The sequence below is a fragment of the Actinokineospora sp. NPDC051303 genome (assembly GCF_055586285.1).
The window spans coordinates 18,555-43,311 of sequence record NZ_JBVJIN010000011.1 but is presented as its reverse complement, the minus strand read 5'-3'; the positions used below and the strand labels follow the sequence as shown (position 1 = coordinate 43,311).

The 24,757-nt window shown below is 70.8% G+C and carries 25 protein-coding genes and 1 pseudogene; 8 read left to right on the top strand and 18 right to left on the bottom strand.

All coding sequences use genetic code 11. From position 1 onward, the window contains the following. Window positions 1–1,164 precede the first annotated feature (1,164 nt). The 9 genes from ACZ6SD_RS11225 to ACZ6SD_RS11185 form a co-directional block, all read right to left on the bottom strand. A complete protein-coding gene (locus ACZ6SD_RS11225; RefSeq protein WP_465316785.1) occupies window positions 1,165–1,641 on the bottom strand; it encodes a hypothetical protein in 477 nt (158 codons plus the stop codon). A 127-nt stretch (window positions 1,642–1,768) separates the two neighbouring features. Continuing rightward, window positions 1,769–2,830, bottom strand: coding sequence for a 1,2-phenylacetyl-CoA epoxidase subunit PaaE (gene paaE / locus ACZ6SD_RS11220; protein WP_465316784.1), 1,062 nt, complete (start codon window positions 2,828–2,830; stop codon window positions 1,769–1,771). A 1-nt stretch (window position 2,831) separates the two neighbouring features. After that, window positions 2,832–3,308 (bottom strand): 1,2-phenylacetyl-CoA epoxidase subunit PaaD, encoded by a 477-nt coding sequence (gene paaD, locus ACZ6SD_RS11215; protein WP_465316783.1) that lies wholly within the window; start codon window positions 3,306–3,308, stop codon window positions 2,832–2,834. Continuing rightward, window positions 3,302–4,177 (bottom strand): 1,2-phenylacetyl-CoA epoxidase subunit PaaC, encoded by an 876-nt coding sequence (gene paaC, locus ACZ6SD_RS11210; protein WP_465316782.1) that lies wholly within the window; start codon window positions 4,175–4,177, stop codon window positions 3,302–3,304. The genes paaD and paaC overlap by 7 nt, the downstream gene beginning before the upstream one ends. Continuing rightward, window positions 4,174–4,461: a 1,2-phenylacetyl-CoA epoxidase subunit PaaB gene (gene paaB, locus ACZ6SD_RS11205; protein ID WP_465316781.1), complete on the bottom strand. Its 288-nt coding sequence runs from the start codon at window positions 4,459–4,461 to the stop codon at window positions 4,174–4,176. The genes paaC and paaB overlap by 4 nt, the downstream gene beginning before the upstream one ends. After that, on the bottom strand, window positions 4,458–5,381 hold the full coding sequence (gene paaA / locus ACZ6SD_RS11200) for a 1,2-phenylacetyl-CoA epoxidase subunit PaaA (protein WP_465316780.1): 924 nt from the start codon (window positions 5,379–5,381) through the stop codon (window positions 4,458–4,460). Before paaA ends, paaB begins: the two co-directional genes overlap by 4 nt. A gap of 41 nt (window positions 5,382–5,422) precedes the next feature. Next, the gene (locus ACZ6SD_RS11195) at window positions 5,423–5,893 is read right to left on the bottom strand and encodes a DUF3592 domain-containing protein (protein ID WP_465316779.1); all 471 of its coding nucleotides are present in this window, start codon (window positions 5,891–5,893) and stop codon (window positions 5,423–5,425) included. Between the two features lie 45 nt (window positions 5,894–5,938). Next, on the bottom strand, window positions 5,939–7,621 hold the full coding sequence (gene menD / locus ACZ6SD_RS11190) for a 2-succinyl-5-enolpyruvyl-6-hydroxy-3-cyclohexene-1-carboxylic-acid synthase (RefSeq protein ID WP_465316778.1): 1,683 nt from the start codon (window positions 7,619–7,621) through the stop codon (window positions 5,939–5,941). Window positions 7,622–7,985: 364 nt separating this feature from the next. Beyond that, complete coding sequence (locus tag ACZ6SD_RS11185) at window positions 7,986–9,326, bottom strand: hypothetical protein (protein ID WP_465316777.1); 1,341 nt, start codon at window positions 9,324–9,326, stop codon at window positions 7,986–7,988. Between the two features lie 60 nt (window positions 9,327–9,386). Here ACZ6SD_RS11185 and ACZ6SD_RS11180 point away from each other — a divergent pair, with 60 nt between their 5' ends. After that, window positions 9,387–10,310 (top strand): 1,4-dihydroxy-2-naphthoyl-CoA synthase, encoded by a 924-nt coding sequence (locus ACZ6SD_RS11180; RefSeq protein ID WP_465316776.1) that lies wholly within the window; start codon window positions 9,387–9,389, stop codon window positions 10,308–10,310. Window positions 10,311–10,318: 8 nt separating this feature from the next. Here the strand turns inward: ACZ6SD_RS11180 and ACZ6SD_RS11175 are convergent, their stop codons facing one another. The 3 genes from ACZ6SD_RS11175 to ACZ6SD_RS11165 all read right to left on the bottom strand — a co-directional run bounded on the left by ACZ6SD_RS11175 (window position 10,319) and on the right by ACZ6SD_RS11165 (window position 12,649). Continuing rightward, a complete protein-coding gene (locus ACZ6SD_RS11175; RefSeq protein WP_465316904.1) occupies window positions 10,319–11,152 on the bottom strand; it encodes an arylamine N-acetyltransferase family protein in 834 nt (277 codons plus the stop codon). Window positions 11,153–11,268: 116 nt separating this feature from the next. Next, entirely contained in the window at window positions 11,269–11,451 is a 183-nt protein-coding gene (locus ACZ6SD_RS11170) for a pentapeptide repeat-containing protein (RefSeq protein ID WP_465316903.1), read from the bottom strand. 793 nt (window positions 11,452–12,244) lie between these two features. Then, entirely contained in the window at window positions 12,245–12,649 is a 405-nt protein-coding gene (locus tag ACZ6SD_RS11165; protein WP_465316775.1) for a VOC family protein, read from the bottom strand. 76 nt (window positions 12,650–12,725) lie between these two features. Here ACZ6SD_RS11165 and menE point away from each other — a divergent pair, with 76 nt between their 5' ends. Then, window positions 12,726–13,880, top strand: coding sequence for an o-succinylbenzoate--CoA ligase (gene menE, locus ACZ6SD_RS11160; RefSeq protein ID WP_465316774.1), 1,155 nt, complete (start codon window positions 12,726–12,728; stop codon window positions 13,878–13,880). A gap of 30 nt (window positions 13,881–13,910) precedes the next feature. Here the strand turns inward: menE and ACZ6SD_RS11155 are convergent, their stop codons facing one another. Continuing rightward, window positions 13,911–14,819 (bottom strand): TetR/AcrR family transcriptional regulator C-terminal domain-containing protein, encoded by a 909-nt coding sequence (locus tag ACZ6SD_RS11155; protein WP_465316773.1) that lies wholly within the window; start codon window positions 14,817–14,819, stop codon window positions 13,911–13,913. A 110-nt stretch (window positions 14,820–14,929) separates the two neighbouring features. Between ACZ6SD_RS11155 and ACZ6SD_RS11150 the strand changes: the two genes are divergently transcribed. The 3 genes from ACZ6SD_RS11150 (at window position 14,930) to ACZ6SD_RS11140 (ending at window position 17,805) form a co-directional block, all read left to right on the top strand. Continuing rightward, entirely contained in the window at window positions 14,930–16,063 is a 1,134-nt protein-coding gene (locus tag ACZ6SD_RS11150; RefSeq protein ID WP_465316772.1) for an FAD-dependent monooxygenase, read from the top strand. Window positions 16,064–16,093: 30 nt separating this feature from the next. Continuing rightward, on the top strand, window positions 16,094–16,831 hold the full coding sequence (locus tag ACZ6SD_RS11145) for an N-acetyltransferase (protein WP_465316771.1): 738 nt from the start codon (window positions 16,094–16,096) through the stop codon (window positions 16,829–16,831). Between the two features lie 101 nt (window positions 16,832–16,932). Further along, the gene (locus ACZ6SD_RS11140) at window positions 16,933–17,805 is read left to right on the top strand and encodes a 1,4-dihydroxy-2-naphthoate polyprenyltransferase (protein WP_465316770.1); all 873 of its coding nucleotides are present in this window, start codon (window positions 16,933–16,935) and stop codon (window positions 17,803–17,805) included. A 394-nt stretch (window positions 17,806–18,199) separates the two neighbouring features. Here the strand turns inward: ACZ6SD_RS11140 and cds1 are convergent, their stop codons facing one another. Next, window positions 18,200–19,297, bottom strand: a complete 1,098-nt coding sequence (cds1, locus tag ACZ6SD_RS11135; protein WP_465316769.1) for an L-cysteine desulfhydrase Cds1 — start codon at window positions 19,295–19,297, stop codon at window positions 18,200–18,202. Window positions 19,298–19,827: 530 nt separating this feature from the next. Between cds1 and ACZ6SD_RS11130 the strand changes: the two are divergent. Next, window positions 19,828–20,211 (top strand): annotated as a pseudogene (locus tag ACZ6SD_RS11130) (transposase); the annotation flags it as partial. Between the two features lie 87 nt (window positions 20,212–20,298). Here the strand turns inward: ACZ6SD_RS11130 and ACZ6SD_RS11125 are convergent. From ACZ6SD_RS11125 to ACZ6SD_RS11115, 3 genes are all read right to left on the bottom strand, one after another. Continuing rightward, a complete protein-coding gene (locus tag ACZ6SD_RS11125) occupies window positions 20,299–21,135 on the bottom strand; it encodes a helix-turn-helix domain-containing protein (RefSeq protein WP_465316768.1) in 837 nt (278 codons plus the stop codon). Window positions 21,136–21,388: 253 nt separating this feature from the next. After that, a complete protein-coding gene (locus ACZ6SD_RS11120) occupies window positions 21,389–21,685 on the bottom strand; it encodes a DUF4229 domain-containing protein (protein ID WP_465316767.1) in 297 nt (98 codons plus the stop codon). A gap of 10 nt (window positions 21,686–21,695) precedes the next feature. Then, window positions 21,696–22,154, bottom strand: coding sequence for an Lrp/AsnC family transcriptional regulator (locus ACZ6SD_RS11115; protein WP_465316766.1), 459 nt, complete (start codon window positions 22,152–22,154; stop codon window positions 21,696–21,698). 155 nt (window positions 22,155–22,309) lie between these two features. Between ACZ6SD_RS11115 and ACZ6SD_RS11110 the strand changes: the two genes are divergently transcribed. Then, window positions 22,310–22,525 (top strand): BldC family transcriptional regulator, encoded by a 216-nt coding sequence (locus ACZ6SD_RS11110; protein WP_091453837.1) that lies wholly within the window; start codon window positions 22,310–22,312, stop codon window positions 22,523–22,525. Window positions 22,526–22,605: 80 nt separating this feature from the next. Then, window positions 22,606–22,800, top strand: coding sequence for a hypothetical protein (locus ACZ6SD_RS11105; protein ID WP_465316765.1), 195 nt, complete (start codon window positions 22,606–22,608; stop codon window positions 22,798–22,800). Window positions 22,801–22,914: 114 nt separating this feature from the next. Here the strand turns inward: ACZ6SD_RS11105 and ACZ6SD_RS11100 are convergent, their stop codons facing one another. After that, a complete protein-coding gene (locus ACZ6SD_RS11100; RefSeq protein ID WP_465316764.1) occupies window positions 22,915–24,642 on the bottom strand; it encodes a MinD/ParA family ATP-binding protein in 1,728 nt (575 codons plus the stop codon). Window positions 24,643–24,757: the final 115 nt, after the last annotated feature.

Here is a 24,757-nt window from a genome sequence, read left to right as displayed (position 1 = left end):
ACCCAGCGCAAAATGAGCGGAGTTTCGGGAAACTAGGGGGAATGAGGAGAATCCGCTGAACCGCGGGAGGCGCGCCACGGCCTGCCTCGGAGCCGGTCGGAAGGCAGGCTCCGGGCGCGGTGGCTAGTCATGAGCACATCGTCGACGGGCGCGGGCCGCGGGCGCGGCTGGCCGCCTGGCGGGGCGGCGGCGCGCGGCGACGAGTCCGGCGCCTGGCGCCCGACCGGCGCCGACGAGAGTTGTCCGAGCGGCCCGACCACGGCCCCGGCGGGCCGAACTACCGGCGACCGAAACGGCGGAACAGGCGCTGAGCTGCGACGACGTCACGCCGAGTTGGGAGTGGCCCACGCCGGGCAACCGGATGACCCGCGCCCCGGCCGCCGCGAAGGGGTGCGCCCGCCATCGCTGGGATCGGGAGGTTCTCGGCGCCAGCGGGGACGACCGCACCAGATGTGCGCCCGCCCCCAGCGGGCTTCGCGGGTGGGTCCCCAGGGCGGTGCGCACGACGCACCAGACCAGCGCAATCATGCTTCCCCCCTTTGCCGCCGCATCCCACCACAGGCATATCTCAGGCTACCCTGGCTCCCCCGGCACGTCGTCAGAGAGGACTCTGGCCGCGAGACCGGTGGCACCGCCACGTAAGCCATGGAAGCCGTGTCGTGTCCCCCACGCAAGCCGCGGCGGGAAATTGGGACGAGACGGAACGGCGTGAAACGGGATGAAACAGCGTGAAACGCATCCACCCTTGTCCTCGCCGCGCTGTCGTGTTGGCATTTCCCCCTCGGCGGAGTACTCCCTCGCGCCGGTGTCGTCAGCACCGCCCTCGTCCCGCTCGGCTCCACCCGCTGAGCATACGACCCGGCGGGGGCGAGAGAGTGACACCTCAGCCACCGGATAGCACCTGATGGCAAGTGAAAGAATCATTCTCAGTCTACATACTGTCGGTATGTCTTGTGTTTATGGGGCGCTCTATCCGGTCTTTCGTTTCCTTTTTTTGTGAACTCGGTTCCTCATTTTCGGGGTTTGTCAACCCGTTGAGGCGGGCCGGGAGCGTGAAGGATTCTCGGCGGACAGTCGAACGGGGGAGACTGTGCCCTCTCCTGACGTGGCGAACCCGCCAAGCTGACCCGTCGTCCTGAGTCTGCTTGGCGGGTTCGGTTCCGGTCAGCGGGTGATGGAGGTCCAGCCTTGCGCGATGACCTGGCCGGTGTGGCTGCTGTGCACCTCACCCCACGCCTGGAACGTGTAGCGGCCGCTGACTCCACCTGCCTTCGGCGTCCAGCACCGAGTCTGCCCGGGTCTGATGTTGCCGTTGCCGCCGGAGCTGTCACAGGTGAGCTGGGCCTCCAGGAAGCCGTCGCGGTAGCGGTCGAGGTGGCCCTGGCCCCATTGGCTGGCCGTGAGAGGGGCGTTGAGCAGGAGGAAACCCCAGTAGTTGTAGCTGCCGTCGCGGCAGAGTTGGACTCGCCCGATGGTGGTGCCGTTCGCCAGGGTCTTCACCGCGCCGGAAGCCACGATGGTGCCGTAGGTGCTGCCGAACTGGCAGTTCGGCGCGGCCGTCGGCGTCGCTGATGCCGCGGGAGCCAGGCTGGCCACCGCCAGGACAACGCTTGCCAGTGTTCCCAGGATCTTCTTCATCATCTTGTGCGTCCTCCCTTTCGCCGTGCGACTTTCTGTCGCGGCACCCAGCGTGCTCCGCCCGGCGAAGGAAGTTCAGGCATCGAGCTAAGTGAACCCGTTCGGGTGGCTGTCCGGAGCGGGCCCGGAGTCAGGCGTCGAAGTCGACGGTGACCGTGTCCGTGGCCGGGAGGCCCTGGCAGGTGAGGACGAACCCGGCGGCGACCTCGTCCGGTTCCAGGGCGTAGTTGCGGCGCATGGCGACGCGGCCCTCGGTCACCTTGGCGCGGCAGGTGCCGCAGACGCCGCCCTTGCAGGCGAACGGGAGGTCGGCGCGGACGCGCTGGGCGGCGTCGAGGATGGGTTGGTCGACGGGGAGGGCCAGGGTGGTCGCACGGCCGTCGAGGTGGATGGTGACGGCGGCGGTGGGGCCGTCGACCAGGGTGTTGTCCGGGCGTTTGGGCTCGGGTGGGGGCTCGGCCACGTAGAACAGCTCGCGGTGCACGTTCTCCGGGGGCACGCCGCGTTCGACCAGCAGGGCGTTGGCGTCCTGGATCAGGCCGAACGGGCCGCACAGCCACCACTGGTCGATCTCGGCCGCGGGCACCACGCGGTCGAACAGGGCGGCGAGGCGGGCGGCGTCGAGGCGGCCGGAGAACAGGTCGACCTCGCTTGGCTCGCGGGACAGGACGTGGACCAGGTGCAGGCGGGCCGGGTGGCGGTCCTTGAGGTCGGCCAGGTCCTCGGCGAACATCACGGTGTCCGAGCGGCGGTTGCCGTAGAGCAGGGTGACGCGGGTGTCCGGCTCGGCCAGCACCGTGGCGGCGATGGAGAGCACGGGCGTGATCCCGGACCCGGCGGCGATGAAGCAGTGGTGCCGCCCTGGTGCCCGCTCGGGGGTGAAGTTCCCCTGCGGGGTAAGGACTTCCAGTGTGTCGCCGGGTTTGAGCGTGTCGACGATCCAGGTGGAGAACAGGCCGCCCTCGACGCGGCGGACGCCGATGCGCGGGGCGGCGCCGACCGGCGCGCAGATCGAGTACGAGCGGCGTTCCTCGTGGCCGTCGACGTCCTGGCGCAGCGTCAGGTACTGTCCGGCGCGGAACTCGTACTCCCCGGCCAGTTCCTCCGGAACGGCGAAGGTGACCGCGACCGCGTCTTCGCAGAGCCGGTCGACGCGGGCGACCGGGAGCGGGTGGAACACCGGGCGCGGCACGTCAGTGCTCCTTGAACTGCTCGAACGGCTCGCGGCAATCCGCGCAGCGGCGCAGCGCTTTGCACGCGGTGGAGCCGAACCGGGACAGCTCGGTCGTGCGGGGCGAGCCGCAGCGCGGGCACGGCACGCGCCGCGCGGGCGGCTCCAGGTTCAACCGGATCGGCCCGACCCGCCGCGGTGGCGCGATTCCGTGGTCGGCGAGCTTGCGCAGGCCCTCGGCGCTGATCCAGTCCGTGGTCCACGCCGGGTGCAGCACGGTGCGCACCTCGACGTCCGCGTAGCCCGCGTCACTTAGGCGCGCCAGCAGGTCGGCGCGCATCTCGTCCAGCGCGGGGCAACCGGAATAGGTGGGCGTGATCGTCACAGTGACCTTGCCGCCGTCTTCGCGGACCTCGCGCAGGATGCCGAGATCGGCCAGCGTCAGCACCGGCAACTCGGGGTCGGGCACCTGCTCGGCGATCCGCCGCGCGCTCACCACAGCGCTCCCGGCATCGACCGGGCCACGTGCTGCATCTCGGCGAGCAGGTGTCCCATGGCGTCGGTGTGCACGCCGTCGCGGCCCGCTTTCCCGCCGATTTGCTTGACGTCAGGCCGTTCCAGGCCCGCCGCCTCGAACACCGTGTCGAGCACATCGTCCACTTCGGACCGAACGGTGGCCGGGTCGACCGCGGCGGCGAGCCGGGTCTCGACGGGGTGCGGGGTGAACAGTTCGGCCACGTACGGCCACACCCGCGCCAGCCCGGCGATCATGCGCTCGCGCGAGTACGCCGTGCCGCCCGCGAGTCGCAGCGTCCACTGCGCGGCGTGATCACGGTGGTAGGCCAGCTCTTTGCCGCCCTTCGCGGCGACCGCGGCCAGCACCGGGTCGACGGACTCGGTCAGCCGCCCGAACACCGCGAGCCGCCACGTCGAGAAGACCAGCAGCCGCGCGATCGTGGCGGCGAAGTCGCCGCCTTCGCCTGGGCCGCAGTCGATCTCGACCAGGCGCACGTTGCGGAACTCGTGTTCGTCACGCAGGTACGCCAGCGCGTCCTCGTCGCGGCCCGCGCCCTCGACCTCGCCCGCGCGGGTCAGCAGCAGGCGCGCCTGGCCGAGCAGGTCGAGCGCGATGTTGGCCAGGGCCACGTCTTCCTCAAGCTCGGGCGCGCGGGCGCACCACTCGGCGAGACGCTGGGCGTAGACGAGCGCGTCGTCGCCAAGCATGAGGCAGTAGGCGGCGAGGTCGTCACAGTCCACAGAGGACGGAACGGCACGGTCCACATCGGACAGTGCGGTGGTGAAGCCGGTGCCGAACGCCCAGTGCTTCTCCTCGCCGGTGTCCGCCAAGCCGTCGTAGGGGTTGCTCATAGGTGCGGCACGTCCTCGGGAATCTCGTAGAACGTGGGGTGCCGGTACACCTTGTCGCCGCTGGGGGCGAAAAACGGGTCCTTCTCGTCCGGGCTCGACGCGGTGATCGCCGACGCCCGGACCACCCAGATGCTCACACCCTCGTTGCGCCGGGTGTAGAGGTCGCGCGCGTTGCGCAGCGCCATCTCGTCGTCGGGCGCGTGCAGCGAGCCGACATGCACGTGGTTGAGACCGCGCTTGCCGCGCACGAAAACCTCGTACAGGGGCCAAGAAGACCTGCTCATGCCGCCCGCTCCCGCTTCGCCGCGTACGCGGCCGCCGCCTCCCGCACCCACGCGCCGTCCTCGTGCGCCTCGCGGCGGTGCGCGACGCGCTGCGCGTTGCACGGCCCGTCACCCTGCACGACCCGCCAGAACTCGGCCCAGTCGATCTCGCCGAAGTCGTAGTGGCCGCGCTCGGCGTTCCAGGCTAGTTCCGGGTCGGGCAGGGTGACGCCCAGCTTCTCGGCCTGCGGCACGGACATGTCCACGAACCGCTGCCGCAACTCGTCGTTGGTGTGCCGCTTGATCCGCCACGCCAGGGACCGCTCAGTGTTGGCCGACTCCGCGTCAGGCGGGCCGAACATCATCAGCGCGGGCCACCACCAGCGGTCAACCGCGTCTTGCACCATGTCCCGCTGCGCGGGCGTGCCGCGCATCATGGTCATCAGCAGCTCGTAGCCCTGCCGCTGGTGGAACGACTCCTCCTTGCAGATCCGGATCATCGCGCGCGCGTACGGGCCGTAGGAGGTGCGGCAGAGCGGGACCTGGTTGCAGATGGCCGCCCCGTCGACCAGCCAGCCGATGACGCCGACGTCGGCGAAGGTCAGCGTGGGGTAATTGAAGATCGAGGAGTACTTCTGGCGGCCCTCGATCAGCCGGGCGGTGAGGTCGTCGCGGTCCGCGCCCAGCGTCTCGGCGGCGGCGTAGAGGTAGAGGCCGTGGCCTGCCTCGTCCTGCACCTTGGCCAACAGGATCGCCTTGCGCCGCAGCGACGGGGCGCGGCTGATCCAGGCGCCCTCCGGCTGCATCCCGATGATCTCCGAGTGCGCGTGCTGCGCGATCTGGCGGACCAGCGTCTTGCGGTAGCCGTCGGGCATCCAGTCGCGCGGCTCGATCCGGTGGTCGGCGGCGACGACACGCTCGAACTCGCGCTCGGTGTCCACCCCTCGATGTTACACCTGAACGCCATTTTCGCCGGGAAGTGTCACACCTGGAGCCTGCGCGGCCGCCAGCGGCGCAGATGCAGCGGGCCGCGCCTGCGCAGCGCGTACACGAGCACGGCGACAACGGCCCAAACGGCGAGCAGAGCCGTGCTGACCGGCAGGATCGTGAGCGCGGCCCCCCGCCCGGCGACCCGCACCAGATCCGGGTTGCGCTGGTCGTACTCGACCCGCACGACCTGCCCCTCTTCCAGCGCTTCCGGGTACAGCACGCCGACCGACGGCACGTGCTCGGCGCCGTCTGGAGTCTGGAAGCGGACCAGCGTCCGGTTGAACGACACGCTCACCACGTCGGCGTCAGCGCGGCCGGTGTGCTCCTCGATGGCGGTGTCCTCGGTGAACGCGGCCACGACGAGCAGCACGCCCAGCGCCGTCAGCACGGCGGCCACCCCGATCGACACCAGGGCCGTGACACTGCGCGCCCGCTCCGAGCGGCCAAGCCTGTGCTCGTCCACACCGGGAGCCTATCCGCATCACCAGCGGTGATTGGGCGACTTCGGTCAGCGCACGGCGTCGGCGACCGCGCCGCGCAGCCGGGCGTGCAGATCGCGCAGACCAGCCCGGTCGGCCCGGACCTCCACCACCCGCAAACCGGGGGCCGGGGCGAGGGCGGCGCGCAGCTCGCCCGCGGAATCCGCGCGGGTATGCGGAACGCGGTAAGCGGCGCACAGCGCGCCGAGATCGACGCCGTGCGGGGTGCCGAACACCCGCTCGAACCCCGCCTTGTGCTCGGCCGCGCCCTGCTCCAACAGCGAGAAGATGCCGCCGCCGTCGTCGTTGAGCACGACCGCGGTGAGGTCCGGCCGCCGCTCGCCCGGGCCGATGAGCATGGCGTTCGCGTCGTGCAGGAACGTCAGGTCGCCGATCAGCGCGTACGTCGGAGCCACGCCGCCGACCGCGACCCCCGAGGCGGTCGACAGGTTGCCGTCGATGCCCGCGACCCCCCGGTTGGCGTGGATCGCGACGTCGGCGCGGTGCTGGGCGACCAGGTCGACGTCGCGCACCGGGTTGGACGAGCCGAGGAACAGCGTGGCGTGCGACGGCAGCGCCGCCAGCAGCTCACGGGCCACGTGCAGGCCGGTCGGCCACGGCTCGCGGGCGAGCAGCCCCTCCACCGCGCCCACCGCGGCGTCCTCCGCGTCGTGCCACCGCGTGAGCCAATCCGGGTCGTGGCCTTCGACGTGGGCGAGGTCGTCCTGGTCGAGCCAGCCGCGCACGTGCGTGGCGACGTACTGCGGGTCGGTCCACTGCGGGTGGTCGCCGATGCCGTAAACCGGCACCCGGTCCATCAGGCCGCGCACCCCCCGCGAGAGCGTCGGACGGCCCACGACGACCACGGCGTCCGGCCGGAGCCGGTCGGGCAGCGCCCCGCCGCCGAGCAGCAGCGGCCCGCACCGCAGCACCCGTGCCCCGCCCGCGATGGCCGACGCCGCGCCAACCGGCTCGGCGATCACCGGCCACCCGGCCTTCGCCGCCACCCCCGCTGCCGACGCCGCGCGGGCGGCGTCACCGCTGCCGACGACCATCAGCGTCCGCGCGGGCAGCGGAAAGTCGACCCGGTTGCCCGGCACTGACCGAGCGGCCGAGGACGTCGTCCAACGCAAACCGTTAGCCCTACCGTCGAGCGTGTCCGGCCACTGGTCGGCGAACGTCGGCACTAACGGCTCACGGAAAGGAATGTTGAGCTGCACCGGCCGCCCCGTCTCCGCGCGGGCGACGCCCCGGCAGACCAGGCCGCGCCACACCGGGTTCAGCCCCGTCCGCCGCTCGGCCACCGGGAAGTCCACCGCGACCGCGGCGCTGCCGAAGATGTTGCGCTGGTCGATCGTCTGGTTCGCCCCCGTCCCGTGCAGCTCCGGCGGCCGGTCTGCGGTGATCAGCAGCAGCCCGACCCCGGAGTGGTGCGCCTCCAGGACACTCGGGTGCAGGTTCGCCACGGCCGTGCCGGAGGTGCACACCACCGCGGCGGGCCGCCCCGAGGCCCGCCCCAGCCCCAACGCGAAAAACCCCGCCGACCGCTCATCGACCCGCACGTGCAACTCCACCCGCCCCGCCTCGGACGCCGCGTGCAGCGCGAACGCCAACGGCGCGTCCCGCGACCCCGGGCACAGGACCACATGCCGCACGTCGTTGCGGACCAATTCGTCGACCACCACCGTGGCCATCGCGGTGGACGGGTTCACAGCGCTCCCACTTCCCGGGCCCGCACTCGCGCGCCCCACCAGGACTGCCCACTCTCGCGGACCGGCAATGAGTGACCCCGCACACGGCGAGACCCACCCGCCCGGCCAGGCCCGAACCCCGGCGCACACCCGCCTAGCGGCGGACCATCATCCCGGAACCGGAGGCGATGAGGTCGCGGGTAGTCCACATAGGCCGAAGTTATCCACAGATTTCGCGCCCCCCTTCCCCGCACCCCCAGAGCCGATAGACTGGAGCGGGGCTGCCCCCCGGAGAGGGTGGGGGATGTTGTTGACGCGCGCGCGAGGAAGTCAGGCGGGTTGCTGACCTGGGGCTGGCTGCCGGGGCCGCGCGGGAGTAAGCCGGTCACGGTGTGAACGGCCGGGGCGACGAATCGTCGGGGCGGTGGCGGAACAGGACGCGGGCGCGCAACCCCCAGCGGGCGATCGACTGGCCCGCCGGGGTGAGGCCGACGCGGCGGGCGGTCCAGTCGGCGTCCAGGGCGTCGAGGACGCGCAGGCGGCGCAGGAACCAGCTACCCACCTCGGCGGCGTGCGTGGGGCCGTAGTCGGTGCCGTCGGTGCTGGACCAGCCCTCCTCGGCCAAGACGTAGGCGACCTTCTCGAAGATCCGGCTCGGCGCCATCCGGTCCTCCAGCAGCAGCGCCGCCAGCACGACCTCCTCGATGACGCCCAGCGCCGTGCGGTCCAGCGACACCAGCCGCTCCCCGACGGTCATCAGCAGCGAATCCGGGTCGTCCACCAGGGTCGCGCCCCGGCTGGTCAGCTGGAGCCGGGTGCCGTTGCGCACGGTGAGGCCGAAGTCGGTGGCCATCTCGCGCAGCAGCTTGACCGGCGGCCACTGCGACTCGCTGCGGCCCATGATGACCAGCTCACGGCACGTGGGCATCAGCTCGGCCAGCGCCGTGACCAGCGCCGTGGGCAGGTAGCCGCTGCCGGTCAGCCGCGCGCCCGCGCCCCGGCACTCCGACAGCAGGAAAGTCAACGCGGGCAGTTCGGCCCCGTCGCGTTCCGGCGCGCGCCGCACCTCGGGGCGCAGCCGCACCATCAGCTCACGCCGGGTCTGGCTGCCCTGGCCGCGGGTCCAGGCGTCGAGGCGTTCGTCAAGGAGCTTGACGAACCAGGTGTCGTCGCCCTCGGTCTCCGGGCTGGTCAGCAGCCGCATCACCAGGCCGACCCGCAGCTCCTCGCCGCTGCCGTCCGCGGGCAGCGTCCCGGCCTCGACGGCCTCCTCCAGCAGCCTGCCCGCCGCGGCGTGCAGCGCGGACTCCACCGGCCCGCCGCGATCGGACCAGGTCAGCAGCGGGGTGTCCGGCGGCAGCACCCCCGACGCGCGCCACGCCGCGGCCACCAGCTCCCGGTGCCGCCGCTCGTCGCCAGCCGCGTCGAGGATCTCGTGCGTGGTCCGCGCGCGGCAGAGCTGGGCGTACGCGGTGTGGCCGAGCAGGTCGAGCAGCTCGGCGAAGGACTCGCAGGTCTCGTGCAGGTCGTCGAACGCGCCCTCGCCCGCCGGGCTGGCGTGCGCCTGCGGGAGCGTGCTCCACACCATCTGCTGCACGTCGTAGCGGGTGACCTTGGTCGGATGGGCGGCCGTCGAGCGCATCACGTGCCACAGAGCGTGCGCGTGCTTCGCCGCGGTGTCGTCCCGCGCGCGAATGACCTCCAAGGCCGAATCCAGGTCGTGCACGGACTTAGCTTTACACGCCGACCCCGAACCCCGCGAACGACTGTCCACAGCCTCGCCGGCATGCTCCCCGACGTGGCTGATCGCGAGGTTTCCGAGCTGTTCGACCCGGCGCAGTGGCGCGAGATCGACGGGTTCGACTTCACCGACATCACCTACCACCGCGCCGTGGACACCGGGGCCGTGCGCATCGCGTTCGACCGGCCGGAGGTGCGCAACGCGTTCCGCCCGCACACGGTGGACGAGCTGTACCGCGCCCTTGACCACGCCAGGATGAGCTCGGACGTGGGCTGCGTCCTGCTCACCGGCAACGGCCCGTCCGCCAAGGACGGCGGCTGGGCGTTCTGCTCCGGCGGCGACCAGCGGATCCGCGGGCGCACCGGCTACCAGTACGCCTCCGGTGAGACCGCAGAGACGGTCGACCCGGCCCGCGCGGGCCGCCTGCACATCCTGGAGTGCCAGCGGCTGATCCGGTTCATGCCGAAGGTCGTCATCGCCGTCGTCCCCGGCTGGGCGGCGGGCGGCGGACACAGCCTGCACGTGACCTGCGACCTCACCCTGGCCAGCGCCGAGCACGCCCGGTTCAAGCAGACCGACGCCGACGTCGGCAGCTTCGACGGCGGCTTCGGCTCGGCGTACCTGGCCCGGCAGGTCGGGCAGAAGTACGCCCGCGAGATCTTCTTCCTCGGTCGGACCTACACCGCCGACGACATGGTCCGCATGGGCGCGGTCAACGCGGCCGTGCCGCACGCCGAGCTGGAGGCGACCGCGCTCCAGTGGGCCAGGGAGATCAACGGCAAGTCGCCCACGGCCCAGCGGATGCTCAAGTACGCGTTCAACGCCATCGACGACGGCCTGGTCGGCCAGCAGATCTTCGCGGGCGAGACGACGCGGCTCGCGTACATGACCGACGAGGCCGTCGAGGGCCGCGACGCCTTCCTGGAGAAGCGCGACCCGGACTGGTCGGGATTCCCTTACTACTACTGAGATTTCGGCTAGTGGGGTTTCGGCGGCGTCCCCGCGTCGGTGGTGGGCTGGGGCGCCGTCAAAAAGCGCTCGTGGTCGGCTTTGAGCCGGTTCCACAGCGCGGCGCGGCGGGGTTCGTCCACGTCGCGCAACGGGAGGGCGAAGACGTCGGCCAAGAGGGCGAAGTAGTCGGCCTTGGCGCCAATCTCGGTCTTGCTCTTACCGCTTGAGTCGAGGTGTTCGAGCACCAACCCGCGCAGCGTGCTGATGTGCGCCGCCGCGCGGATGGACACGGTGACGACCCGCACGAAGCCTGAATCCGGGCCTGTGGATAACTCCAGATGCCGCTCCTCCAGTTGTGCCATGGTGGCATCGAAGGGAGTGAAGTCCATGCCAAAAAAGGAACCACGCGGGTCGTGGTCGAAGCGCCACCCGCCGGAGACGACCTCCGACGGTCGCAGCGCGAAGGTGGACGGCGTCTGCGGGTACGTGCCCGGCGCCAGGGGCAGCGGCTCGTAGAGAGCGTCGCCCAACCCCGTGTCGACGAGCCACCGGCCGTCGGGGCACTCGGCCGTGGGCAGGCCGTGGACCTCCAGGGCCAGGTGCGTCCCGTTCGCTCCCACGGGGACGGGGTCGGCGCGCCCCTGCACGCCGCCAGCCCGCCACCGCACGTCGAAGCCGAGCCAGTCCAGCAGGCAGCCAAGGGCGCCGTTGAGGTGGTAGCAGTAGCCGCCGCGGCCCGAGACGAGGTGCGCCATCGAGTCCAGCGGCTCAATGGTGCGCGTCTCACCAAGGGCGATCCACACCACCTCATAGGGCACCCGCTCGACCTGCGCCCGGTGCAGAGCAGCCAACGTCTCCACGGTCGGCGGCGGCGGCTCCGCCCACCCCAGCCTGGCAAGGTAACCATCGCGCAGCGACTCATCGACCGGCCTACGCCAATGCCGACCGTCCCGGCCACACCCCGCCAAGCCACGGTTCACCGAACCTCGGCCAGGCGAACTCTGGTCCGGCGTGCCGTGGTCAGGCGAGCCTCGGCCAGTCGAGCCTTGGTCCGGCGTGCCGTGGTCAGCTGAACCTTGATCAGTCGAGCCGCGGTCAGCCGGGCCGCGGTCAGCCGAACCTTGGTCAGTCGAGCCTCGGTCAGCTGGGCCTGGGTCAGTCGAGCCTGGGTCAGGCGAGGCCTGGTTCGCCACAGTTTGGCTAGGGGCGGCTTGGCTGAGCGCGCCTTGGCGCGGCAAAGCCTGGTCTGCCAAGGCTTGGTTCAGCGGGGCTTGGCCCGGCGCGGCCTGGTTCGTCAAAGCTGGGCTTGGTGGGTCTAGGTTCGCCAAACTCTGGCCCGGCGGGGCTTGCTCCGCCGAACCTTGGCCTGGTGGGGCTTGGTTCGCCATGGCTGGGTCGGGTGGGGTCTGGCCTGGCGGGGTTTGGTCCGGCGGGGCTTGGCCTGGTGGGGCTTGGTTCGCCATGGCTGGGCCGGGTGCGGTCTGGCCCGGCGAACCTTGGCGGCCCGGCGGGGCTTGGCCCAGCGGGGCTTGGTCTGCCAGGGCTTGGCCTGGCGGGGCTTGGACAGCCACGGCTTGGCTGTGTGCGGCTTGGCCTGGCGAGACCTGGTCTGCCGAGGTGCGGCTTGGTGGGCCGTGGACTGGCGAGCGGCGACCAGACCAACGCTGGTCTCGTAATCGCTGGTCAGGTGGGCCGTGGTCGGGCGAGCCCTGCTCGGGCGACTGCTGATTCGGCGCGCCTTGGGGCAGGGGGGCCTGATCAGGTGGTTGTGCGTGGGGCATGCCTGGCTCAGGTTGGCTGCGGTCGGGCGGTTGCCGGTCGGGTGCGCTCTGGTCCAGCGTGCCTTGGTTGGGCGTGCTGGGGTTGGGCACGGGCCCGGCAGGGGCGATTCGCTCGGGGGTGTTGGGGGTTGGTGGGGGCTGGGCGAACTCGTTGCGATCGGGCATCGGTGGTCAGGCGAGGTTGAGTTGCCAGGACACGCCGAAGCGGTCGTTGGTCCAGCCGAACTTGGTGCTGAAGCCGTAGTCGGCCAGCGGCATCAGGGGGTGGCCGCCTTCGGAGAGGGCCGCGTAGAGGCGGTCGATTTCGGCTTCGGTGTCGCACTGGACGTACAGGGAGATCGACGGGGTGAAGGTGAACGCGTGCTGGACTGTGCTGTCGATGCACATCACCTGCTGCCCGCCCAGGGAGAAGGTGGCGACGCGCACCGAGCCTTCCGCCCCGGCGCTGTTCGCGCCCCACCGGTCGACGGTGAGGACTTCCGCGTCGTCGAACAGGGACGTGTAGAAGGTCATCGCTTCCTCGGCCTGGCCCTGGAACATCAGGAAGGTCGTGACCTTCTGCGGCGCTGTCGGCATGGGCTGCCACTCCTCTCGGGACCGTTCCCGCCCGAGCGTAGGGGCGGGCCCCGACACCCGCTGCGAGGATGGGGCCATGCGCCTGATCCCCATCGACGGCACCCCAGCCGCGGTTCACGTCCTGCGGCGCGCCCTGTGCGACGCGCTGGCGGGCTCAGCCGCCGCTGTACTGCCGATCGGGCCGGGGGAGTCGGGGGATTTCGCGCGCCCGGACGTCGCGGTCGAGCGCGGGACCGCGCTGGTGGTGCGGACCTCGGGGTCGACGGGCACGCCCAAAGGGGTGCTGCTCTCGGCCGCGGCGCTGCGGGCGTCGGCGGAGGCGACGCATCGGCGGCTGGGGGGACCGGGGACGTGGCTGCTGGCGCTGCCCGCGCACCACATCGCGGGGGCGCAGGTGGTGGTGCGGTCGATCCTGGCTGGCACCGACCTGTCGGTGCTGGCTGCGGGCGGGTTCCGGGGGCGCGCGTTTGTCGAAGCGGCGTCGGATGTGCTGGCGGCGACCGGGCCGCGCTACACGTCCTTGGTGCCAACGCAGCTCACGCGGTTGCTTGACGAGGGGGGCGACGCGCTGGCCGCCCTGCGCGCGTTCGACGCCGTGCTGGTCGGCGGCGCCGCGACGCCCGCCGCGACGTTGGCGCGCGCTCGGGAAGCCGGGGTGCGCGTGGTGACGACGTACGGGATGAGCGAGACGGCGGGAGGATGCGTCTACGACGGGACGCCGCTGGACGGTGTGCGGGTGCGGATAGTCGATGGGCTGGTCCACCTGGGCGGGCCCACGCTGGCGCTCGGCTACCGCCTGGACCCGACCGCCACCGCAAACGCTTTCGCCGACGGCTGGTTCCGCACCTCCGACCTGGGCCGCCTGCGCGACGGCACGCTGGAGGTCCTGGGCCGCGCCGACGACATGATCAACACTGGCGGCGTGAAGATCGCGGCTGCCGCCGTCGAACGGGTCCTGACCGGCCAACCGGGGATCGCCGACGCGTGCGTGGTCGGACTCCCCGACCCGGAATGGGGCCAGCGCGTCGCGGCGGCGGTCGTCACCTCCAACCGGACGACGAGCCGACCGCCCCAAGCGGTAGCCGAAGCCGCTCGCGCGGCCGTGCGCGCCGAACTCGGCCCGGCGGCGACCCCCCGCACTCTGCTCGTCGTGGCGGCGTTGCCATTGTGCGGGCCCGGCAAAGTCGACCGGGCCGCCGTCACGAAACTTCTGGCGCGCGAATCACCCTGACCAAAGAACCGGCGGAAGGAACGCTTCAGATCAGGACTGAGGGCGAGTGGCCAGGAAGGCTTCCATACCGTCCAGCAGTCGGAGCAGGCCGAACTCGAACAAGTCGTCCAGGACCAGGTCGAAGCCGTCGCCGTCGGCGTTCATCCTGGCGAAGACCGGGTAGTCGTCGCTGGCCAGGACTTCCCGGAGGACTTCCTCCTGGGTGCTCATCCACTCCTCACCCGTCAACCCGGTGGCGCTTTCCGCCTCGCGCTCCCATTCCAGGTTCACGGCCGTCCCGCGCACATAGTTGAACACCGTGATGTACGAGTGGATGGCCATCGCCTGGGGGATTCCGGCGGCGTCCAGGGCGGTCAGCATCCATTCGGCGTGCTTGAGGGCGTTGGGCAGGATCTGCGGCCGGGTCAGCGACAGGGTCTGCGCGAGCCACGGGTGCCTGCGGTAGAGCCGCCATTGCAGCCAGGCCGCCGCCTCCAGGCGCGCCCGCCAGCCATCGGACGGCTCGACGGGCAGCGGGTCTTCGCCCATGGTCGCGTCGATCATCAGCAGGATCAACTCGTCTTTGCCCGCCACGTGCCGGTAGGGGGCCATGGTGGCGACGCCGAGTTTCGCGGCGACGCCGCGCATGGACAGGGCGGCCATGCCTTCCACGTCGGCGATTTCCACGGCGGCGCGGACGATCCGGTCACGGCTCAGCGCCGCGTCGCGCCGGTGGGCCTGCGGCGGCTCCGGGGCCGCGACGACGGTGCCGACGCGCGGGACCGCCCGCAGCACGCCCTCGTGGGTGAGGACTTGGAGGGCCTTGGTCGCCGTGGCCAGGGCGACGCCCCAGTCCCTGGTGATTTGCCGGGTCGAGGGCGCCCGGTCGCCCGGGGACAGTTCGCCGGTTTCGACGCGGCGGCGGATCTCGGCGGCGATCCGGAGGTACGGCGGCTCCATCAGACAACTCCCTGTACTAGTACAGCTCCGAAAGAATCTACCATTGCTCTGGCTAGATCAGCGTGTACCTTGTACGCAGAACGCATACCCGGTACACAAGAGGAGCTTCCATGCAGACCGTGCTGATCTCCGGCGCAGGCATCGCCGGACCCGCCCTCGCCTACTGGTTGCACAGGCACGGCTGCACAACGACCGTCGTGGAACGGGCACCGGGGGTGCGCGGCGGCGGGCAGGCCGTCGACATCCGCGGGGTCGCGCTCGACGTCGTGCGGCGGATGGGGCTGTTGGAGGAGGTCCGCAACCTGCGGACCCGGATGCGCGGCGTGTCGTTCGTGGACGCGGACGGCGGGGAGATCATGAGCACCACCGCCGAGACGTTCACCGGTGGGCCGATCGACAGCCCGGACATCGAGATCCTGCGCGACGACCTCGCCGCCGTCCTGCACCGGCACACCGAGCACACCGAGTACCTGTTCTCCGACACTGTGACCAGCCTCGACCAGCGCGTCGACGGCGTGCACGTCACCTTCGAGCGCTCCGCCCCACGCCGGTTCGACCTCGTCGTCGGGGCTGACGGGCTGCACTCACGGGTGCGGGACCTGGCCTTTGGCGACGAGTCGCGGTTCATCCGGCACCTGGGCGTCTACCTGGCCGTGTTCACCCTCGACAATCACCTGGGCCTCGACCACTGGCAAACCTTCCACCGCACCGACGGCGCGATGGCGGGCGTCTACAGCGCCCGCGCCAACACCGAGGCACGCGGAATGCTCGGGTTCGAGTCGCCGCCGCTGGAGTTCGACCACCGCGACCCGCACACGCAGCGGCGGATCGTCGCCGAGCGGTTCGCGGGGGTCGGCTGGGAGACGCCCGCGCTGCTCAGGGCGATGTGGACGGCTCCAGACTTCCACTTCGACTCGATGAGCCAGATCGTCATGGACCGGTGGAGCGCGGGCCGAGTCGCGCTGCTCGGCGACGCGGGCTACTGCGCCTCACCGCTTTCCGGGCAGGGCACGAGCACGGCGCTGGTCGGCGCCTATGTCCTCGCCGGAGAACTCGCCCAGGCCGACTACTGGACCGCGTTCGCCGCGTATGAGGCGAAGATGCGGCCGTACGTCGAGGCGTGCCAGCGGTTGGCGACCGACTACGCGGGCGAGCCCGCGCCGCACGAGGCGTTGCAGGCGGCGGCGAACGGTTTCTCACTGCCCGACTACGAGCCCGCGCGCGCCGAAACTCCGGTGCGCTGACCTCGGCCCCGCAGGTAGCGTCGCCGGATCATGGACCTCGCTGTGGTGACGCTGGCCGACCGGCCGGACCTCGATCCCTGGCTCCACGACTTCCCCGGCGCGTGGCCGGAGTTCATGCGGCACGACCCGATGTCGCCGCTGTACTACGCGGTCGCGGCCGAGCACTACGCCGAGCACGTGCTGATCGCCTACGACCGCGACCACCCGGAGCGGGCCGTCGCGAAGGCGCACAGCGCCCCGCTGCGGTGGTCGGACGACCCGCTGCCCGACGGCGGCTGGGACTGGGTGGTCCAGCGCGCGACGCTGGACCGGCTCAGCGGGGCCGAGCCGACCATGGTGTCCGCCCTGGAGATCAACATCCAGACCGACCTGCGCGGCACGGGTTTGGCGAAGGTCCTGCTGGACGCGTTGCGCGCCAACGTCCGCGGGCTCGGCTTCGACACCCTGGTCGCCCCGGTCCGCCCCAACGGCAAGTCCGACCCGACCGTCCCGATGCCGACGTACGCCGCGGGCACCCGCGCGGACGGGCTGCCGGAAGACCCCTGGCTGCGGGTGCACGCGCGGGCGGGCGGCGTGATCGAGTCGGTGGCGGCCCGGTCGATGACGATCCCCGGAACGCTCGCGGAGTGGCGGGAGTGGACGGGCCTGCCGTTCGCCGAGAGCGGGCCGGTGCTGGTGCCGGGCGCGCTGACACCCGTGCACTGCGACGCCGCGCACGACTACGCGGTCTATGTGGAGCCGAACGTCTGGGTGCGACACCGGATCTAGAGCGGGCGGTCGCGGTCGCGCGTCGTCCATAGGACCGTCAGGTGACGGGGACGTGACGAGCCACTCGTCGCGGGCGGCCGGGGATCGGTGAAGATGGACCTATGGCGACAGTCGCGGAGTGGATCGAGGGCGCACGCGTGCGCACCCTGCCGAACTCGGTCGCGCCCGTGCTCGTGGGGGCGGGCGCCGCTGGCGCGGTGGGCGCGTTCTCCTGGGTGCGGTCGCTGCTGGCCCTGGTGGTGGCGCTCGCCCTGCAGGTGGGCGTGAACTACGCCAACGACTACTCCGACGGCGTCCGCGGCACCGACGCGGAGCGGGTCGGCCCGCTGCGGCTGGTCGGGTCCGGGGTCGCGGCCCCGGGGGCGGTGAAGGCGGCGGCGTTCGCGTGCTTCGCTGTCGGCGCGCTGGCCGGGCTCGTGCTGGTGGCGGTGTCGGGCTACTGGTGGCTGCTGGCGGTAGGCGCGGTGTCCATCGCGGGGGCGTGGTTCTACACCGGCGGCAAGCGGCCCTACGGGTATTCGGGCTGGGGCGAGGCGGCGGTGTTCCTGTTCTTCGGGCTCACCGCGGTCCTGGGAACCCAGTACGTGCAGGCGGGCCGGGTCACCTGGCTCGGGGTCGCGGGCGCGGTCGCGATGGGCTCGTTCTCGGCGGCGGTACTGGTGGCGAACAACCTGCGCGACGTCCCGACCGACCGGGTCGCGGGCAAGAACACCCTGGCCGTGCGCCTCGGCGAGGCCCGCACCCGGGTGCTGTACGAGGTGCTGGTGGCCGTCCCCTTCGCGGTGACGGCGGCGGCGGCGTTCGTGACCCCGTGGGCGCTGCTGGGGCTGGTGGCCGGGCTTCTGGTCGTGCCTGCCGTGCGGCGGGTGGGTGGCGGGCAGACGGGGCTGGGCCTGATCCCGGTCCTGAAGGAGACCGGCCTGGCCATGCTCGCCTGGGCCGTGGTGACCGGCGCCGCCCTCGGCTTCGTCTGACCCCGGCTTCCGCCCGTCCGCGCGGTGGGCGGCGGGCACGAACCGAACGCGCCGCACTTCGCGCGACGGATATCAGCGGGGCGCGTATCGGCCCGACTGACGCCTGTGGGGCGGCAGCTCGACGAGTCTCAGGCGGCGTTTCGCACGCCCTGTCGGCAGTGGGAACGCCCTACCGGTGGCGGCACTACCGATATCCGTGGTGGTCCCGGCGCGCGGATCGGCGACGGGCTCGCCAGGTCGAAATCGGGCCCGGCCGACGCCCTGCGGCGCGGCGGTCAGTGGCGCGGCGTATTCGTGGGGCACATATTCGGCGGGCATCGGCTCCGGTTATGCCAAGGGCTTGCCCCAGGACCGCCGGTTGCGGTTCCCGATCTCGGTGCGGTGGTGGTGGTGGCTAGGGCGCGGTGGGCCAGTGGCCGGTGGACAGGAACTCGCCGAGGAAACGGCGGTGGGGGGCGATGTCGATGGACTGGGCGGACAGCCAGGAGTCGTCGTAGTAGGTGTGGGTGTAGCGTTCGCCGCCGTCGCAGAGGAGGGTGACGACGCTGCCGGAGCGGCCCGCGGCCACCAGTTCGGCGACGATCTGGAAGGCGCCCCAGAGGTTGGTGCCGGTGGAGCCGCCGACGCGCCTGCCGAGGACGTCCTCCGCCAGGCGGATAGCGGCTATCGAGCCCGCGTCGGGTACCTTGATCATGCGGTCGATGACCTGGCCGAGGAACGACGGCTCGACGCGGGGGCGGCCGATGCCCTCGATGCGGGAGCCGTGGGTGGCGGTGAGGTCGGGGGTGTTGTCCCGCCAGGCGTCGAAGAAGACGGAGTTCTCCGGGTCCACGACGGCCAGGCGGGTGTCGAGTTTGCGGTAGCGGATGTAGCGGCCGATGGTGGCGCTGGTTCCGCCGGTTCCGGCGCCCACGACGACCCAGGTGGGCTCGGGGTGCGGTTCGAGGGCCATCTGCTCGAAGATCGACTCGGCGATGTTGTTGTTGCCGCGCCAGTCGGTGGCGCGTTCGGCGTGGGTGAACTGATCGATGAAGTGACCGCCCAGTTCGTCGGCGAGGCGGTGGGACTCGGTGTAGAGCTGACCCGGCTCGTCCACGAAGTGGCAGCGGCCGCCTTGGCGTTCGATCAGCTCGACCTTCTCCTGGCTGGTCGTGCGCGGCATGACCGCGATGAACGGCAACCCCAGCATCCGCGCGAAGTACGCCTCGGACACCGCCGTCGACCCCGAGGACGCCTCGATGACCGGCGTGCCTTCGACTATCCAGCCGTTGCACAGCGCGTACAGGAACAGCGACCGAGCCAACCGGTGCTTGAGCGAGCCGGTCGGATGCGTCGACTCGTCCTTGAGGTAAAGCCGGACGTTCCACTCCGACGGGAGCGGAAAGGGCAGCAGATGCGTGTCGGCGCTGCGGTTGGCATCCGCCTCGATGATGCGCACGGCCTCACACACCCACGCCCGAGTCTTGTCACAGCATCGATCGACGGCGGTCATGCCCGCGAGCATAAGCGCACCAGACCACCGACCAGCGACGTCTCTCCCACCACCCCAGACCCGGCGCACCTCAACAAGTTCACCCACCTCACCCGACCAGGACGACTTACTCGTGCGGTGTCTCTGTTCGCGTCTTGCGGCGCGGCACGGGACCGCAAAACGAGCGGTGTAACTCCTGATCATGGAGGTGCGCCTGATGTCCAGCGTGGAAACGCTGAGGGCAAGGTGGTGGAGGGCATGGTCGAGTGGGGAGAACCAGCTTCTCAATCCGTTCCACCAGCATTGGGAGCCATCGCCAAGGCGCGCAAGGCTGTCTACACCGCGCCGACCGGTTACCCGCCGGATCTCCGGATCGGACGCCAGGAACGGCACGAACTCTCAGGTGTGCCGCACGGCGCATCATGAGCCTGGACCCGACCGGCGCTGGCGCAGCGCTGGACGATGTTGCTGGAAACCCGCGCTGCGCGCATTCGAGATCGCCTTTCGACGGCCGCCTGGCTGCCGGACCCAAGTAGTTCCCGTCATGGTGTGTGAGGAGGGGGCAGTCGCCGCCGTGGGTGGTGTCGGATGAGTTGTGGGCGCGGGTGGAGCCGTTGTTGCCGGTGGTGGAGCGTCGGTCTGTTCATCCGGGGCGGAGGTGGTTGCCGGACCGGCAGGTCTTGCGGGGCCTCCTGTTCGTGCTGCATACCGGGATCCGGCGGGAGTTTTGCCCGGGAGTTGGGGTTCGGGTCGGGGATGACGTGTTGGCGGCGGTTGGCGGAGTGGAGTGAGGCCGGGGTGTGGCAGCGCTTGCACGAGGTGCTGCTCACTGAGCTGCACGCGGCGGGCACGCTGGATTGGGATCGGGCGGTGATCGATTCCTCGCATGTGCGGGCGGCCCGGCTCGGCCCACGAGTGGGCCATGCCCGGTCGATAACACGCCACAGTTAGGAACTCTTCGGTCCTGGCGACGCTCGACACGGTTGTGCGCGTTGCCGGAGCGGGAAGTCTTATGTCATTCCCTAATCACAGCCTTTCGCGAGTTGTTCGATGACATTGCGGCTTTCCGGGCCGGAGAGGGCGATGCGATCCAGTTCCGCGCGCAAAGTCTCGTAGATGGCGACCTCGGTGTCGTGGAGGTAGAGGCTGCTCCTTGTCAGCTCGACATGGACGATGGGCGGGTCTTGGGGGAACTCCAACAGCAGCCACGAATGCAGCAGTGCGCGAGCCTGCGCGTGCGCGCGAACCAGGCGGATGGTGTGGCCCCTGGTGGGTGCGTCGTGCAGGTGCTGAAGTTGGGCTTTGAGTGCGGCGGCGCCGCCAAAGGGCACGCGGAGTGCGCTCTCGTGGATGTAGGCCACGTAGTCGACCAGAGGCAAGACGCGTTGTCTGCGCATGCGTGCCTCCCATCTCCTTCGCGCCTCTTCTGGGGTTGCGCCGTCGGCGATCAGGAAGCCGATCGCATAATCCTCTGTTTGCACCATGTCGGGGAGCACGCCTATCGCCCAGTCGGTCAGTGCTCGTGCTGATGCCTCGTAGCTCGCCAAGGCGCCCGCGTCGGGTAAAACGCCGGGGAGGGGTCGGGACCACCAGCCTGCTTGGCCGTTCGTGGTGCGGGCGGCGGTGACCAGCTCGTTCCGTTGGTCGGCGGGGATGCCGTAGATGGCTAGCAAGGCGGCCGTGTCCTCGCTGGTGATGTGCCGCTTGCCGGTCTCGGTGCGACTGAGCGTCGCTGGTGACCAGCCCATGGCCGCCGCGGCTGCCTCCAAACTGAGCGTTGTCTGTTCTTGCCTGATGATCCTGAGTTGCGCGCCGATCGTCCGATCGCGCGCCTGTGACGACTTTCGTTGCCCGGCCACCCACGTGCCTTTCCACCCATGCATTCTTCGACGGGATTGCCTCTGGAGGCTTGCCTTCCCGGTCTGAGTCGGGAAGGTAAGCCTGAGACGGAGAGACGGGTTGCCGTGAGCCTATTTGACGAACTGGAGCGTCCTGGCCACGTTCTTAACTCTTGCTCTCGTGTTCATTCTGCCAGGAATGCGGGGATCGTCCAGCAAGATCCATCGAACGAGCTAAGACCTTGGACCTAGGACCGGTCGCTGAACTGCGGATTCAGTTCGCGTCCGGATCGGTTTCGCCGCGGAGTTCCGCGCGGAGGCGGTCGCGTTCGGCGTCGCGGTCGGCGTGGCGTTCGGCCAGGCCCGCGGTGACGCGGTTGTTCAGGCCGCGGAACAGCAGCAGGCCGAGCGGGAAGCCGACGACAACGGCGATGGCCAGGCTGACCAGCAGCGGGACGTCGAACAGCAGCAGCACGCCAGCGACGACGGCCACGAGGACCAGTCGCAGCACGGTGTAGAGCGCGATGTCGCGGCCCAAGTGCGCGTCCGGTTTACCCTGCTCCTCTTGCACGTCTTGGAGGCTACTCGGCGGCCAAGTCGGCGGTGTTGGGCCTGCCCTCGAACCGGGTCGACAGCACTACCGTGGACCGGGTGCGGGCCACGCCCTTGATCCGGCGGAGCCTGCCCAGGGTGTGCTCCAGCTCGTCCACGGTGGCGACCCGGACCTTGACCACGAACGCCTCGTCGCCCGCCACCCGGTAGCAGGACTCGACCTCGGGCAGTTCGCCGAGGGCGTCGGCGACCTCTTCGTCGTCGGCGGTGTCGGTCGGGTGAATGCCGACGAGCGCGGTGACCCCGAGGCCGACCGCGCGCGGGTCGACCACGGCGTGGTACCCGATGATCACGCCGGACGCCTCCAGCTTGCCCACCCGCTCGTGCACGGCGGACGCGGAGAGGCCGACCTGGCGGCCCAGTTCGGCGTAGGTGGCGCGGCCGTTGGTGCGCAGCGCCGCGATGATGCGGCGATCGACAGTGTCCACGCGGGCAGCGTACGGCGTGGGCGGTCGGTGTCCGAACCGGCCGATTTGTCCCTTACTACCTCTTTACTATCAGCCAACCGTTCGAGTACCTGACGGGCGAAGTGCCACGATGATCCTGGTTTACCCGACCACGCGGAGCGAGCAAGGAGACGGCAATGACAGTTGCGCACGTCGGAGAGCGGCTGCTGACCCCCGGCGAGGTCGCCGCGCTGTTCCGGGTCGACCCGAAGACGGTGACCCGGTGGGCGACCGCGGGCCGCATCGGCTCGATCCGCACCCCCGGCGGCCACCGTCGCTTCCGTGAGTCGGAGGTCAAGTCCCTGCTCGCCGAACTGACCACCGAGGCCACCGAGCAGGCCGAGCGCGGCTGATCTGTTGACGAGGCACACACCCACGAAACAGACAAAGGGGTTAACCTCGAACACCTAATCGGTTCGGGAGGTGGCTTCGCATGTTGTATGTCCTCGCCGCGGTCGGCGCGCTGACCATCGCTGTCCTGCTGTGGCGGGCGTTCGGGGTGCAGACAGCCAGTGTGTCCCCGCGCCGCGCCGCGCCGATCGCCCCGGATGACGACCCTGAGTTCCTGCGCGGCCTCGACAAGTTCCGCAAGCGGGACGAGGACGGCCTGCCGCCCAACGGGTCTTGAACCCGCCGCTAACCGACGGCGCGAGAGGGCCGGAACGCGTGGCCTAAGACATCACCGGATAACGATCAACCGCCCGCCCATGCCGTCAAGACCGCATGCGCGGGCGGTTCCCGTTCAGCGGGCGCGGCCGAGTTCGTTGGGGAAGTCGTCGGCGACCGTGGCGGCCATTTCCAGCAGCGCCAGCCGGGTTTCGGGGGCCAGACGGTCCAACTCGATCTCCGCTCCTTCTTCGAGGTGCGGGTCGAAGGGGATGCGGCAGACGGCGCGGCAGCGGGAGCCGAAGTGCTGGGCCAGCTTGTCCAGGTCGACCGAGCCGGAGCGGGGGCGGACGGAGTTGATCACCGCGACGGACCGGGAGACCAGGTCGCGGTAGCCGTGCGCGTCCAGCCAGTCGAGGGTCGCCGAGGCGCTGCGGGCGCCGTCCACCGAACCGGAGGAGACGATGACCAGTGAGTCGGCGATCTCCAGGACGCCCTTCATGGCCGAGTGCATCAGCCCGGTGCCGCAGTCGGTGAGGACGATGTTGTAGAAGTGCTCAAGCAGGGCGACCGTGCGGCGGTAGTCGTCCTCGCTGAACGCCTCCGAGACAGCCGGGTCCTGTTCGCTGGCGAGGACTTCCAGGCGGCTGGGGCCCTGGGAGGTGTAGGCGCGGATGTCGCTGTAGCGGCGGATGCGGTCGGCGTCGCGCAGCAGGTGGCGGACGGTGGCCGTGGTCTCTAGCGGGATCTTCTGGCTCAGCGTGCCGCGGTCGGGGTTGGCGTCCACGGCGATGACGCGGTCGCCGCGCAGCGAGGAGAACGTCGAGCCGAGGGTGGTCGTGGTGGTGGTCTTGCCGACGCCGCCCTTGAGGCTGAGCATCGCGATCTTGTAGCAGCCGCGCAGGGGCTGGTTGACCCGGGCGATCAGCTGGCGGCGGAGGATGTCAGCCGGGCTCTCGCCGGGGTTGATCAGGTGGCCGCTGGCGACGTAGACGGCCTTGCGCCAGCCGGACTGGGGGGCGCGCTTGGCCTGCTTGAGCAGGCGGGCCGAGGACAGCTCGTCGCCGTGCGGCGCGCTGTGGCGCTGCTGCTGGTGCTGCGGGCCGGACGGGGTGGCCTCGACGTAGTAGCCGGGGTTGACCGGGTAGGGGCCGGACTGGCCGGGGTTCACCGGGTACGGGCCGGACTGCGTCGGGTTGACCGGGTGCGGGCCGGACACGCCCGGGTACTGGGGGTTGACCTGGTGCGGGCCCGACGCCGCCGGGTTCACCGGGTACGGGCCGGAGCCGACGTCGTACGGTCCGGACGCGACCTGGTGCGGGCCGGACTGGGTGGCGCTTACCGGATGCGGACCAGACTGACCGCCGCTTACCTGCGCGCCGGACTGACCGCTTACCTGCTGGCCGGATTGTCCGCTTACCGGGAAGCCGGACTGACCGTGCGCGCCCGCCTGGAAACCGGGCTGGTTGGCCGCGTAGTGCGCGCCCGTCTGCGCGGCGCCTGAGTCGGGCGTCGCGCTTACCTGGTGCGGACCGGACTGACCTGCCGCCGCATAGTGCGCGCCCGTGCTTGCCTGATTGTGCGCGTAGTGCGCGCCGGACAGCGTCTCATCGATCGGGTGCGCGCCGACCTCGTACGGGCCGGACTGGCCGGACGCCACCTGGTGCTTGGGGGCGTGGCCTGCCGCGGGGTCCACCTGGCCCGGGTGCGCCGTGGAATCGGTGGTGGCGTCGTCGTCAAGGTGGCTCTCGGCGGGGCGGGTGTCGCCGAGTTCGGGGTTGGGGCCGAACTCCTGGGCGTCCGCACCCTCGGACGCCGCCTGCGGCCGCCAGGCCACCTCGGACTCATCTTGCCGTCCAGTCACCCCTGCGACCCCTCCTGCAAGCGTCGAGCGGGGAGTTCCCCGATCTCTTGCGACGGTAGTCGCTTGCCGCGGGCGGCACAGAAAGGGGGGTGATGCGGTTCGCACGAGCAACCGC

What these genes read in the sequence shown, in the direction of transcription:
- ACZ6SD_RS11105 (WP_465316765.1), top strand. Translation starts at nt 22,606, where the DNA reads ATGTTGTATGTCCTCGCCGCGGTCGGCGCGCTGACCATCGCTGTCCTG.
- ACZ6SD_RS11225 (WP_465316785.1), bottom strand. Translation starts at nt 1,641, where the DNA reads ATGATGAAGAAGATCCTGGGAACACTGGCAAGCGTTGTCCTGGCGGTG.
- ACZ6SD_RS11150 (WP_465316772.1), top strand. Translation starts at nt 14,930, where the DNA reads ATGCAGACCGTGCTGATCTCCGGCGCAGGCATCGCCGGACCCGCCCTC.
- ACZ6SD_RS11145 (WP_465316771.1), top strand. Translation starts at nt 16,094, where the DNA reads ATGGACCTCGCTGTGGTGACGCTGGCCGACCGGCCGGACCTCGATCCC.
- ACZ6SD_RS11165 (WP_465316775.1), bottom strand. Translation starts at nt 12,649, where the DNA reads ATGCCGACAGCGCCGCAGAAGGTCACGACCTTCCTGATGTTCCAGGGC.
- paaC (WP_465316782.1), bottom strand. Translation starts at nt 4,177, where the DNA reads ATGAGCAACCCCTACGACGGCTTGGCGGACACCGGCGAGGAGAAGCAC.
- ACZ6SD_RS11180 (WP_465316776.1), top strand. Translation starts at nt 9,387, where the DNA reads ATGCTCCCCGACGTGGCTGATCGCGAGGTTTCCGAGCTGTTCGACCCG.
- paaB (WP_465316781.1), bottom strand. Translation starts at nt 4,461, where the DNA reads ATGAGCAGGTCTTCTTGGCCCCTGTACGAGGTTTTCGTGCGCGGCAAG.
- menE (WP_465316774.1), top strand. Translation starts at nt 12,726, where the DNA reads ATGCGCCTGATCCCCATCGACGGCACCCCAGCCGCGGTTCACGTCCTG.
- ACZ6SD_RS11140 (WP_465316770.1), top strand. Translation starts at nt 16,933, where the DNA reads ATGGCGACAGTCGCGGAGTGGATCGAGGGCGCACGCGTGCGCACCCTG.
- ACZ6SD_RS11155 (WP_465316773.1), bottom strand. Translation starts at nt 14,819, where the DNA reads ATGGAGCCGCCGTACCTCCGGATCGCCGCCGAGATCCGCCGCCGCGTC.
- ACZ6SD_RS11110 (WP_091453837.1), top strand. Translation starts at nt 22,310, where the DNA reads ATGACAGTTGCGCACGTCGGAGAGCGGCTGCTGACCCCCGGCGAGGTC.
- cds1 (WP_465316769.1), bottom strand. Translation starts at nt 19,297, where the DNA reads ATGACCGCCGTCGATCGATGCTGTGACAAGACTCGGGCGTGGGTGTGT.